This is a genomic window from Ureibacillus endophyticus, assembly GCF_003628435.1.
Lineage (GTDB): Bacteria > Bacillota > Bacilli > Bacillales_A > Planococcaceae > Ureibacillus > Ureibacillus endophyticus.
On record NZ_RBZN01000006.1, the window covers coordinates 31,469 to 44,805 of the forward strand.

Genomic DNA, 13,337 nt, shown 5'->3' on the forward strand with positions numbered 1-13,337 from the left:
GGATTTGCCACATGGAAGTTTTTAAGTTCACATTATGATAATGCAATGCAATTATTAATAAAACTATTTTGAGGAGGAAAATATAAATGAAGTTAAATGCTAAATCACTCCTCTCTCTTTTTCTAATTACGTGGGTAGTTTTTTCTAGCGTGCTCTTTATTCTCAATGCACATAAATATATAGGCAGCAACTATTTCGAATCCTCTAATTTTGAAATGACGAAGGAAGACTTTAAACAACAGCTTGGACGTTATGTGTTGCAACCGTTTGATGAGAAAAAAGCAAAAGAATCGATTACAGTTACACAAGAAGAAATTGACTTTCATCGTAACTATTACGGTACATTATCCGAACAAGTAGCAAATATTCGCGAGCAATATAGTGATCGAATTTTACAAGCGGATGAATCTGGGGACGCACAATTAAAAGAAATATTAATAGCAGAACGTGATGCTAAGATAGAAGATATAAAAGAGAATTTCTCCGATGATAAACATGTGGAAGAAAAAATAAGAAAACAAAAGGAACAACTCATTGAAAAGTTTGCAAAAGAAGAGAAGTTAGCAGCGAAGGAATTTTTAAATAACTATGGTTATTTCTCTTATAATTTGGTCAATGTAGATACTGGTGAACACTTTGATTCAGGAAATTCTAATGTAACAATTTTTTCCGAAAAATATGGTAATCAAAAACCGTATTTTACAGTAAATAATTATTTTTATGTTGGTTCTGATGGAAACTATGATAGTGTTACATTAATTAATCAAATGGAGTTTAATTACGAGACAGTTCAATTTGAAGGGAGTATTAGTATTCCTAAAAGTATGTTAAATGCAACTCAATTTGGTACAGAGTATAAGTCATTTACAGTGGCTAAAATTATTTTTTATTCCATTTGGGCTACTGGAATTTTAACAATAATAGCTTTGTTTACTATTGCAAAACCTTCTTTTAAAAACTTTAATTTCTCATCAAGATTAAAAGAGTGGTTTTTACGAGTACCGATTGATGTTCGAATTGTCATCGTATTGACTTCAGCTTTATTTGCTTATGCATTGATAGATTCGATGAGTAATCTTATCAGTAATGTTACTTACTACTATAATTTAACCAATTATGTAGTAGATGTACTATTTAATTTTATACTACTTTTTATTTCAATTACGATTGTTGTATTAGGAGTAGTATGGATTAAGGAATGCTTAAGCAATGCACAAAAATTTAAACAAGAATTTAAACAAGCGTTTTTATATAGATTAGCAGATGGAATACAAGATTTATTTTTAAATCGTTCAATTGGTATACAATCTGTCATAATAATGGTAATTACATTTTTATCAGGAATAGGCTTTGCTGGATCAATGTTGGATGGTGGATTACTACTTGTATATGTTGTTCTACTATTCTTTATAGGATTACCTGCTCTGATAATCTTCCTTCGTCGTATGGGATACCTAAACTTGATAATGAAACAAACGAAGGACATGGCAGAGGGCAGATTAACGACTCCAATTAAAGTAAAAGGGAAATCACCATTAGCAAACCACGCAGAAAACTTGAACCATTTACGTGAAGGAGTAAGAAAATCCTTAACAGAACAAGCTAAAAGTGAACGATTAAAAACAGAACTTATAACAAATGTAAGTCATGATTTACGTACACCATTAACGTCAATTATTACGTATACAGATTTGCTAAAAAATCCTAATTTATCTGAAGAAGAGCGTAATAAGTACATTGATGTACTTGATAAAAAATCGGCGCGATTAAAAACATTAATTGAAGATTTGTTTGAAGTGTCAAAAATGGCAAGTGGAAATATAGAACTCAATAAACAACGTATTGATTTAACCCAACTAATGCAACAAGCAGTTGGAGAACATGAAGAAGCTTTCCGAGATGCAAATTTAGATCTTCGCATAACAAAGCCAGATGTACCACTTTATGCAAATGTGGATGGCCAAAAATGGTGGAGAGTGCTGGATAACTTAGTAGTCAATGCATTGAAATATTCTTTAGAGGGTACTAGAGTTTATATGACGTTAACTCAAAAGGGTATGGATGCAGAGTTTACGGTAAAAAATATTGCGAAATATGAGCTGGGTGAAAATGTAGAGGAATTAACTGAACGATTCAAACGAGCAGATACTTCAAGACATACAGATGGCTCAGGTTTAGGGTTAGCTATCGCACAATCAATAGTTGATATGCACAATGGCAGATTAAAAATTGATGTAGATGGTGATTTATTTAAAGTAACGATTACAGTACCTGTGAGTTAGTAAGTGTATAGGGCTGTGCAGAAATGTAGATTTCTGCACAGCCTTTTCCAATACTTATTAGTGCTAATATCAGTGGTTGAACCATCCTCATCACATGGTGGCGTCTCAAAATAAATTTTCAGATGCCACCTTCAATGAACATCGTCAATTACCATGATATACTTTGTAAAGATTACGTCTTAGGAGGAAATTTATGGGGCGTCTTGCGGGTATAATCATTGCTGTATTAATATATGGTGCTATAAGTGCATATTTAGGTTGGAATTTAAAAAAGTGGATAGGATCTTTTCGTCCATTTAGATGGCCGGTAGTATTTTGGGTTGTCTTTTTTATAATAGCATTTAGTCCGTTTTTCGCCCAAGTAAGTTGGCTATCTCCATTAGCTATTGTGGGGAACTATTGGATGTTCTTTTTTGAATATGGCCTTATACTTTGTGTGATTGTAAACATCATTATCTTCATAACACCACTAAAAAATGTAAAGATTATGGGTTCAATTGTTGTTGGTTTACTCGTTATTTTATTTGGTGTTGGTACATATAATGCTTACTCGCCTGTTACACGACATTTAGAAATATCTATCGATAAGAGTGGAGAGCCATTACGTTTAGTCATGGCATCTGATTTTCATTTAGGTATTTTATCGAATAAAGGGCATCTACAAAGATTTGTTGATCTAGCAAATAAAGCAAAACCAGACGCTATATTACTTGTCGGCGATATAGTAGATGATGATCCGATTTGGTTTGTCGAAGAGGGCATGGATGAAGTGATGAAACAGTTACATGCAACATATGGTGTTTATGGGGTGTTAGGAAACCACGAATATTATGGTGGAAAAATTCCGTTATTTATTGAAGAAATGAAGGGTGCAAATGTACAAATATTAATGGATGAAACCATTTTAGTTGGCGACCGTTTATATTTAACAGGACAAGAAGATGCAACGAACAAAGAACGAAAACCAATTGCTTCTCTTAAACCAACTGACGAAGAATATCCATGGATTGTCATGAACCATACACCCTATGATTTAGAGCTTCCTCAAGAAGCAGGAGTAGATTTTCATTTATCCGGTCATACGCATCTTGGACAACTTTGGCCTAATAACTTGATTACTGATAGAATTTTTGAACTGGATTATGGCTATATGAAAAAGGGAAATATGCATACTTTAGTTTCTTCAGGTTTTGGATTTTGGGGTCCACCAATGAGAATTGGCAGTCGTTCGGAGTTATGGATTGTTGATATTAATTTTTCAGGAGAGGGCAATTAAAAAAATGATTAATGCCTGATAGACAATCAACCTTGCATCATGTAATGTAATTGTGAACTTATAGAAAATAATAAGGAGATATTTATGGAATTATTTGATTTAATAAAAGCTATCATCCTTGGATTTGTAGAAGGGATGACAGAGTTTGCTCCTGTTTCATCTACAGGGCATATGATTATTGTCGATGATCTATGGTTAAAAACACAAGAATTTTTAGGTTCAGGATCAGCGAATACATTTAAAATTGTTGTTCAACTTGGTTCAATATTAGCGGTAGTAGTTGTTATGTGGAAGCGAATGCTAAGCCTTGTTGGACTATACAAAATAGAAGGACAAACAACTTCTCGTAAATTTAATTTAGGACATGTTATTATTGGGATTATTCCAGCAGGTATTTTTGGTGTTTTGTTTGAGGATTTTATTGATGAAAATTTATTCTCTACTAAGACTGTGATCATTGGTTTAATTATAGGGGCTTTCCTGATGATCTTTGCGGACAAATTTGCTCCAAAACGACCAGCCATTAAATCATTAGATGACCTATCTTACGGGAAAGCGTTTAAAGTGGGATTAATCCAATGTTTATCGCTGTGGCCAGGGTTTTCCCGTTCTGGTGCAACGATTTCTGGTGGGGTATTATTAGGATTGGACCATAAAACGGCAGCTGATTTCACATTTATTATGGCAGTTCCAATAATGGCTGGTGCAAGTGGTATATCACTTCTAAAAAATTGGGATCAAATTAATGCAGATCACATTTCTTTCTATGTAGTTGGTTTTATTAGTGCATTTGTATTTGCATTAATAGCGATTAAGTTCTTCTTAAAATTAATCTCTCGAGTTAAATTAGTACCATTTGCAATATATCGAATTATTTTGGCGGCTATCTTAATTGTTGTATTATATCTGTAAAATTCACTATTGTTGTATAATTTAATTGCTAATAGAATAATAATTTCAGGAGTGATACTCTTGAATATTAATCTAATAATTAATCGTAAGGGCTATGCAGAAGGCAATCTGCATAGTCCTTTTAAAATTCCCGTTTTAATAAAATTACGCAATATTACCAATTATTCCTTTTTAATAGTGACAATATACCTAATATCATTTAATGTGTTCAATAATACGTCAATATTTAAGTCTAATTTCATAAATAACTTGAATAAATGATAGATATTGCATATATTGTAAATAGGTTAAAAGTTCGTATATATTAAAATTCTACTAAAATAATTATATTTTCTAGAGTCTTTAACCCTAAAATTGGGAGTGAGTAATTTGTTTGCTATTAAAAAAAAGGAAAGTCGAAACTCAATTTTAAATGAAAGATTTTCAAATGTAGGTATATTTGTAGAGGATCCTAAACTTCAGTTGCAATTGGATATAATTGGTTTAACTGAAGAGGACTTACAAACAATTCGTGCGGTTAAGCCTTTTATTGATCCAAGAGTAAAAGAGGTAGTAGATGCTTTTTACGGAACAATAGGAAATGTACCAGAGTTTAAACAGATGATTGAGAAATATAGTACATCAGAAAGACTAAGCCATACTTTAAGACATCATCTTATTGAAATGTTTGCAGGCCGAATTGATGAAAACTATATTGAAGTTAGAAGAAGAGTAGCAAATAAACATGTTCTAATTGGATTAACAACAAAATGGTATTTAGCTTCATTCCAAAAACTAGAAGGAAAAGTGCAAGAAATTGTTTCTGACTTAAATTTGCTAGAAGTAGAGCAGAAAAAAATATTCCAAGCTATAAGGAAAGTGTGTAATCTAGAACAACAAATCGTATTAGATGAATATGACCGTGTTGCACAAAGTGTTTCTGTTAAGGAACAAGAAAAGGTTAGAAATGAAGTGAAAGAAATTATCGGGAACATTTCAGTAACCTTAGAAGAACAATCATTTGCTACTAATGACGCAGTATCAGAACTGTTTACTAATACGAAAAGTGTGAATGAATTATTGCAAAATAGTATTCAAGATGCCCAGGATACTAGACAAGCTTCTAGTGAGGGCTATAAACAACTTCAATATTTAAGTGATCAAACGAAAGAAATCAATGATAGAACCATTCAAATGACTAAAATGGTACAAGACTTAAATCGATCTTCTTCAGAGATTCAAGCTGTTGTTGAAATTGTTAAAGACATTGCGGGCCAAACTAATTTGTTAGCGCTTAACTCAGCAATCGAAGCAGCAAGAGCAGGGGAACACGGAAAAGGTTTCGCAGTAGTTGCAAATGAAGTTCGGAAACTTGCAGACCAAACAAAACAATCAGTTGAAAAGATTGCAACTTTAATCGGGATGTCTAGTGAAGTAACTTCTGAAGTTACTCAATCCATTCATCATATTCAAGAGTTAGTTCAAAATGGAATGGAGCAAAACGAAAAATCCCTTGAATCCTTTGAGAAAATATCATCCACAGTTGTAACAACGATTTCAGATTTTGAAAGTGTTGGTCAACAGGTTGAGGAGTTATCACAAATCGTTGAACGAATTGGAAATACAACCGAACAACTTGAAGAAGCTGCATCTAAATTAAAAGAAACGATCGTTGCTTTCTAAACAAAAAAAATGGGAGACCTAATTGACTTAGGTCTTCCACTTTTTTGTTAGTCGTTAAACAGATTAAATAAACCACCAATGCCGCCTTCTCCAGCATTTTTACCGCCTCCGCCTTGTTTCACAGGAGCAGCAGCAAATACGCGACTTGCTAAACGGCTAAATGGTAATGATTGAATCCAAACAGTACCTGGGCCTCTTAATGAAGCAAGGAAAATACCTTCTCCACCGAATAGAGCAGTTTTAATGCCACCAACAGTTTCAATATCATAATCTACATCTTGAGTCATCGCAACTAAACATCCAGTATCTACAAGTAATTTTTGCCCTGGTTGTAAATCTACACGGTGAATCGCACCACCAGCATGAACGAAGGCCATACCGTCACCTTCAAGTTTTTGCATAATGAAACCTTCTCCACCGAAGAAACCAACACCAACTTTGCGTTGGAACTCTACCCCAACAGAAACACCTTTAGCAGCAGCTAAAAATGCATCCTTTTGACAGATAATTTTCCCGCCATATTGGCTTAAATCCATAGGAATGATACTTCCTGGATATGGGGAAGCGAAGTAAACATGCTTTTTTCCTGAACCTTCATTAGTGAAAGTCGTCATGAATAAACTTTCGCCGGTAATTAAACGTTTTCCAGCACCCATTAGTTTACCCATTAGACCGCTACCATGTCCTTTTGATCCATCCCCAAAAATTGTTTCCATTCGAATTGAATCGTCCATCATCATTAAACTTCCAGCTTCAGCAATGACTGTTTCTCCTGGATCTAACTCTACCTCTACAAATTGCATGTCATCTCCATACAATTTGTAATCAATTTCATGATTGTTCATTATGGTATAACCTCCTAAAGTTACTAATATATATATACCATTTCAAATTACGATTTACCTCTAAAAAAAGATTCATATTCATATAATCTTTATAGAATAATAATTTTTAGAAAAAAAGGGATTTAAATAGAAAATGTCGAATATTAATACAATATTATCGCAATTTCGATTGGGATGAGGAGGGTGTTATGCAACTAAAAAATTATATCGACGGTAAATGGATAGAGATTGATGGCCTTCAATATATTCCAGTTATCAATCCGGCAAATGGTGAGCATCTTGCAACAGTGCCACTTTCAACAAAACATGAGGTGGACAAAGCGGTAGAAGCAGCAAAAAAGGCACAAAAAAAGTGGGCTCTCGTTCCTGCACCAAAGCGAGCGGAATTTCTATATGAAATTGGCTTTAAATTAAAAGAAAAGAAAGAACATCTTGCTCAAATTTTAACAAAAGAAATGGGTAAGGTCATTGAGGAAGCTCGAGGAGAAGTTCAAGAAGGTATCGATATGGCATTTTATATGGCTGGTGAAGGAAGAAGGTTGTTTGGGGAAACAACACCTTCTGAACTAGCAGATAAATTCGCAATGAGTGTTAGAGCACCAATTGGGGTAGTTGGTTTAATTACGCCTTGGAATTTCCCAATTGCTATTGCAACTTGGAAATCGTTCCCTGCAATTGTCGCTGGCAACACAGTTGTATGGAAACCTTCTATAGAAACTCCTTTAATGGCTTATGAGATGGCTAAAATATTTGAAGAAGTAGGATTACCTGATGGGGTAGCCAATATTGTGTTTGGAACTGGGCCTAATGTTGGATCTGCAATGGTAGAGCATCCAGATATAAAGGTAATATCATTTACGGGGTCAAACGCTACGGGAAGCAAGGTTGCTGAACTAGGTGGTAAGCATTTGAAAAAAGTTTCCCTTGAAATGGGCGGTAAAAATGCGGTTATCGTTATGGATGATGCAGATTTAAATCTTGCTGTGGAAGGAATAATTTGGAGTGCTTTCGGTACAGCTGGACAACGCTGTACAGCATGTAGTCGCGTTATTGTTCACAAAGACGTGAAAAATGAATTAGAAGAAATGCTTGTTTCAGCTTTAAGTAGTTTAACAATTGGTGATGGTCTTGACCCTACGGTAAAGGTGGGGCCGGTAATTAATAAAGCAGCATTAGAGAAAATTAATCATTATGTACAGATTGGTAAAAAAGAAGGTGCTACTTTACTAGCTGGTGGGAAAGCTTTAACGTCACCACCTTTTGATAAAGGGTATTATTTTGAACCTACCATTTTTACAAATGTAAAAAATGAAATGATCATTGCACAAGAAGAAATTTTTGGACCAGTTGTGAGTATTATTGAAGTTGCTAGTTTAGAGGAGGCAATTGAAGTAAACAACAGTGTCAAATTCGGCTTATCAAGTTCTATCTTCTCACAAGATGTTAATAAAATATTTAAAGCCCAAAGAGATTTAGATACGGGTATCGTTTATGTAAATGCAGGAACAACAGGAGCTGAAATCCATTTACCTTTTGGGGGGACAAAAGGTACAGGCAATGGCCATCGAGATTCAGGTCAAGCTGCTCTAGATGTATATACAGAGTGGAAAAGCATTTACGTCGATTATAGTGGTAGGTTGCAAAGAGCACAAATCGATACAGAAAACTAAACATAAAAGGGGATGTGTGTGATGAAAGTTGTAGTTTTAGGTGCTGGTTTAATGGGGAAAGAGGTAGCACGTGACTTAACGGCTAGCGACAAAGTAGAAAAAATCTATCTAGCAGATTTAGATACTGATACGGCACAAGCATTTGTTGATTCCTTAAATACACAAAAAGTAGAAGTGGTTAAACTTGATGCTAATAATGATGAGGAATTAAAAAATGTTATGGCAAGAGGGGACGTAACAGTAAATGCTCTTTTCTATGAATTTAATAAAAAGGTTGCAAAGGCAGCAATTGAAATAGGCGTTCATTCTGTCGATTTAGGAGGCCATATTGGAGACGTAACAGAAGAAGTTCTAACATTGCATGAAGCCGCAAAGGAAAAAGGTATTACGATCATTCCTGACCTAGGAGTAGCACCAGGGATGGTTAATATACTTGCAGGATATGGTGCTTCAAAATTAGATTCAGTTGAGTCGATCAAGCTTTATGTTGGTGGTATTCCTACAAAACCAGAACCACCGCTTAACTATACTCGAGTATTCTCATTAGAAGGTGTGTTTGACCATTATACTGAACCATCAAAGGTAATTCAGGATGGAAAATTAAAAGAAGTTAATTCACTTTCTGGTGTTGAGCCAATTTACTTCAATGAGTTTGGAGTGTTGGAGGCGTTTTACACGTCTGGTGGAATTTCTACTCTCTACAAAACATTCCCTAATGTAAAAACGTTAGAATATAAAACAATTCGCTATAAAGGGCATGCTGAAAAGTTTAAACTGCTTGCTGATTTAGGTTTCTTTGATAAAGAAAATAAAGTTGAAGTTGATGGTAATGAAGTAAAAGTACGAGATGTCGTACGAGAAGCATTAAAGAAAAAATTATACTTAGGCAATAAACAAGATGCTGTTTTACTTCGAGTAATTGTTTCAGGTGAAAAATCTGGTGAGCAAGTCACTTATGAATATGAAATGAATATAAAACGAGAAGATACATCTTCAATGACAGCGATGGCACGTGCAACAGCGTGTACAATTGCAGCAGTAGCAGTCATGCTTGGAAGTGGTACGATTACGGAAAGAGGAGTCTTCCCTCCAGAAACAGTTGTACCAGGAAAAGAATATATAGATAAAATGGCAAATCGTAATGTCGTAATAAAAGAAACATCTCACCGTTCATCAATTGTGAAATGGTAAGGTGATGCATATGAACTTTGATTTCTCAGAAGAACAACAGCTTTTGCGAAAAACAGTTCGTCAATTTGTTGATGCAGAAATAATGCCTCATATTGCAAAGTGGGATGCTGAAGGTGGGTTTGATCCTACCATTTGGAAACGATTAGCATCATTAGGCTTAATGGGGGTTTGTATTCCCGAAAAGTACGGTGGAGCAGGTATGGACTATAATAGTTTAGCTATAGTCTGTGAAGAGCTTGAACGCGGGGATACTGCTTTTCGAACTGCAGTTTCTGTGCATACTGGGTTAAACTCTATGACATTATTGCAATGGGGAACAGAGGCTCAAAAGCAGAAATATTTAATACCACAAGCGCGCGGTGAGAAAATTGGTGCCTTTGGGTTAACTGAACCAGGGGCAGGTTCTGATGTGGCAGCTATTGATTCCTATGCAAAACGTGAAGGTGATGTCTATATTTTAAATGGACAGAAAACGTGGATCTCTTTATGTGATGTAGCAGATCACTTTATTGTCTTTGCTTATACGGATAAGTCGAAAAAGCACCATGGAATAACTGCTTTTATCGTTGAAAGAACAATGCCTGGTTTCTCGTCTAAGGCGATAAAAGGAAAGTACGGTATCCGTGCAGGAAATACAGGTGAATTATTTTTCGATGATGTGAAAATACCAGTGGAAAACCGTCTTGGGGAAGAGGGAGAAGGCTTCAAAATTGCCATGTCTGCTTTAGATAATGGTCGATTTACTGTGGCTGCTGGTGCAGTAGGCTTAATTCAAGCATGTCTTGAAGCAAGTGTGAAGTATTGTAAAGAACGCAAAACATTTGGGAAAGCGATTGGGGATCATCAGCTTGTAGGACAAATGCTAGCTAAAATGGAAGCAGGCTATCATATGAGTAGGCTACTTGTTTATCGCGTGGGAGAATTAAAAAACAAAGGGGTTCGAAATACACGCGAAACATCGTTAGCCAAATGGCAAGCATGTGATTTTGCAAACAAGGCAGCAGATGATGCTGTACAAATCCATGGTGCTTATGGTTACTCAGATGAATATCCTGTTGCGCGCTATTTAAGAAATTCAAAAGCACCTGTCATATATGAAGGTACTCGTGAAATTCACACAATCATGCAGGCAGATTATGTATTGGGTAAACGTCAAGATAAACCATTATCGAAAATGTTACCTAAATGGCCATTCGAATAAGGGAGAAATGATAAACGTGGAGAATAGGGGGTTCTCCACGTTTTTTATATTATAAGAATGTAGAAAAATTTTTTGAAAAATTGAAACGAAATAATGATTGCCAAGTCTAATCCATTAAAGAAGGTTAAAAGGAGCGAAGAATTATGAATGGCAGGCATTATGCAGGGGTAATTTTTCTACTGATCGTTATTTTAGTAGCAAGTTCTCTAATGTTATTTGGAAAGAAGATAGAAGTAAATGCGGCATCCACAGTTCTTGTTAATCAACCATACATCGTTCATTTTTCAGAATCACTAAAACAAGACAGTGTGAATAAGGGGGATGTGTATTTAGAAGATAATCAAGGTCATCGAGTAGAAGCCACAATATTATTACATGAAAATAGAAAATCGATTTCAATTGCTAATACAAAACCAGGAAAATATGTCTTGCTTGTAGAGAAAAATGCATTTGAGGAGTCAAAAACAAAGGCAAAAAAGCAGAAAATTGAGTTTACAGTAATTGAAGAAATAGAACAAATTCAATCAATGAAAGATCTTGAAAATTTCTTTAAAGTAGCCTTATCTCGGGAAAAACGAAATTTAGAAAAAACTGAAATGACAATAGCTGAAGAAAGCGCTAATGTAGCTGCAGATAGAGGAAGTGGAGGCACGTCCCACTCCACAACGAATAATCAAGTTGAAGATATCGAAGAAGGAGACATTGTTGTAACAGACGGCCGATATATTTATTCAATCATTGAAAACGAAATTGTTATTACGGATGCTAATAATCCAAAATCATTAAAAGTAGTTAATAAAATTTCATTAGAGAAGAACAGTTATCCTACCCAATTAATGATTAAAGAAGATACATTAATCGTTATTATTGATCAATATCTCGAAATGAAAAAAGAGGATTATATTTCAGGAATTAGCATGACAAAAGCGGCATTTTATAATGTGAAAGATGCAAGTAATCCAAAATTAGTAAGGGAAGTAGCCCAAGATGGATACATGAATGGGGTTCGTTTGACTGATGGCATTTTGTATATCGTTACAAATAAAACACCTGATTATTGGATTATTACGGAGAAAGAGGATGTTGAACTACGACCGTACGTATACGATAGTGCGGAAAGTGAATCCGTTCAACCAATGGATATAAAACAGTTATCCATTTTACCAGGCTCAATGGAACCAAGTTATACGATTATATCTGCAATAGATGTAAAGAATTTCGAAAAAAGTGAAGTGAAAACAAAAGGATTTTTAGGGGGAAGTTCAACCCTTTATATGTCGAAAGAAGCGTTGTACTTAACAGCATTCAATTATTTACCAGCAACAACTTTCAAATCTTCAAAAATGATAGCAACAGATATGATGATACTTCCAATGGCTACTGACACAGACATCTATAAATTTGATATTAATGGGATGGATGTGAAGTTAGCAGCTACAACAACAATTAATGGAAGTATCCTTAATCAATTTTCAATGGATGAACATAATGGCTATTTCCGAGTTGCAGTAACTGAAGGTAATAGTTGGGGGGCAGGTGAACAAACTTCTAAAAATCATTTGTTCATATTTAACGACCAGTTGAAGAAAGTTGGAGAAGTAAAGGATTTAGCAAAAGGAGAGAAAATCTATTCTGTCCGTTTCATGGGCGAGAAAGCGTATATCGTTACCTTTAAGCAAATTGATCCACTATTTGTTATTGATTTAGAAAATCCAGAAAACCCTAAAGTGTTAGGGGAGCTAAAAATCCCTGGCTTCAGTAATTATCTACATCCATTAGATGAAAATCATTTAATAGGATTTGGCTATGAAACGGAGTCGAGAGTTGATAGTTTTTCAAAGAAACCAATCGTAACAACTCCTGGAATGAAAGTGTCATTATTTGATGTAAGTGACTTCTCCAATCCAAAAGAGCAAGATAGCGTTGTAATTGGCGGTCGTGGTACGTATTCAGATATCCAATATAACCACAAAGCATTATTTAGAAATGCTAACTTAAATTATTACGGATTCCCTGTAACACTTTATGAAGCAAAAGGTGAGTATGAAGTTGCTTATAAAGGAACAGGGGCACTAATCTATGAGATTACAGCAGAAAAAGGGATTCAATTAAAAGGAAATCTCATTAAAAATGCACAAAAAGATGAGCAATATGAAGACTACAATTCAATGATTACACGCTTACTTTATATAGAGGGAGCTTTATACACAATCTCTCCAAAAGAAGTAAACAGTTATGATTTGAAGAGCTTTAAGAAACTGGGGAATGTAAAGATAAAATAAAAAGAAGCCGAATTGC

The 13,337-nt window shown here is 34.9% G+C and carries 9 protein-coding genes; 8 read left to right on the forward strand and 1 reads right to left on the reverse strand.

Going from position 1 to position 13,337, the window contains the following annotated elements; translation table 11 throughout:
• Window positions 1-86 precede the first annotated feature (86 nt).
• The 4 genes from D8M03_RS04235 (at window position 87) to D8M03_RS04250 (ending at window position 6,132) form a co-directional block, all read left to right on the forward strand.
• The gene (locus D8M03_RS04235; RefSeq protein WP_121213453.1) at window positions 87-2,282 is read left to right on the forward strand and encodes a HAMP domain-containing sensor histidine kinase; all 2,196 of its coding nucleotides are present in this window, start codon (window positions 87-89) and stop codon (window positions 2,280-2,282) included.
• A gap of 193 nt (window positions 2,283-2,475) precedes the next feature.
• Window positions 2,476-3,558 carry a metallophosphoesterase gene (locus tag D8M03_RS04240; protein ID WP_121213455.1) on the forward strand — a complete coding sequence of 361 codons (1,083 nt, stop codon included), beginning with the start codon at window positions 2,476-2,478 and terminating at the stop codon, window positions 3,556-3,558.
• Window positions 3,559-3,642: 84 nt separating this feature from the next.
• On the forward strand, window positions 3,643-4,470 hold the full coding sequence (locus D8M03_RS04245; protein ID WP_121213456.1) for an undecaprenyl-diphosphate phosphatase: 828 nt from the start codon (window positions 3,643-3,645) through the stop codon (window positions 4,468-4,470).
• A 360-nt stretch (window positions 4,471-4,830) separates the two neighbouring features.
• A complete protein-coding gene (locus D8M03_RS04250; RefSeq protein ID WP_414674144.1) occupies window positions 4,831-6,132 on the forward strand; it encodes a protoglobin domain-containing protein in 1,302 nt (433 codons plus the stop codon).
• A gap of 47 nt (window positions 6,133-6,179) precedes the next feature.
• Here D8M03_RS04250 and D8M03_RS04255 read toward each other — a convergent pair whose 3' ends face one another.
• Complete coding sequence (locus D8M03_RS04255; RefSeq protein ID WP_121213460.1) at window positions 6,180-6,977, reverse strand: TIGR00266 family protein; 798 nt, start codon at window positions 6,975-6,977, stop codon at window positions 6,180-6,182.
• Between the two features lie 188 nt (window positions 6,978-7,165).
• Between D8M03_RS04255 and D8M03_RS04260 the strand changes: the two genes are divergently transcribed.
• The 4 genes from D8M03_RS04260 to D8M03_RS04275 all read left to right on the forward strand — a co-directional run bounded on the left by D8M03_RS04260 (window position 7,166) and on the right by D8M03_RS04275 (window position 13,321).
• Entirely contained in the window at window positions 7,166-8,647 is a 1,482-nt protein-coding gene (locus D8M03_RS04260; RefSeq protein WP_121213462.1) for an aldehyde dehydrogenase family protein, read from the forward strand.
• Window positions 8,648-8,668: 21 nt separating this feature from the next.
• Entirely contained in the window at window positions 8,669-9,838 is a 1,170-nt protein-coding gene (locus tag D8M03_RS04265) for a saccharopine dehydrogenase family protein (RefSeq protein WP_121213464.1), read from the forward strand.
• A 10-nt stretch (window positions 9,839-9,848) separates the two neighbouring features.
• Window positions 9,849-11,039, forward strand: a complete 1,191-nt coding sequence (locus D8M03_RS04270) for an acyl-CoA dehydrogenase family protein (RefSeq protein ID WP_121213466.1) — start codon at window positions 9,849-9,851, stop codon at window positions 11,037-11,039.
• Window positions 11,040-11,182: 143 nt separating this feature from the next.
• On the forward strand, window positions 11,183-13,321 hold the full coding sequence (locus D8M03_RS04275; RefSeq protein WP_121213468.1) for a beta-propeller domain-containing protein: 2,139 nt from the start codon (window positions 11,183-11,185) through the stop codon (window positions 13,319-13,321).
• Window positions 13,322-13,337: the final 16 nt, after the last annotated feature.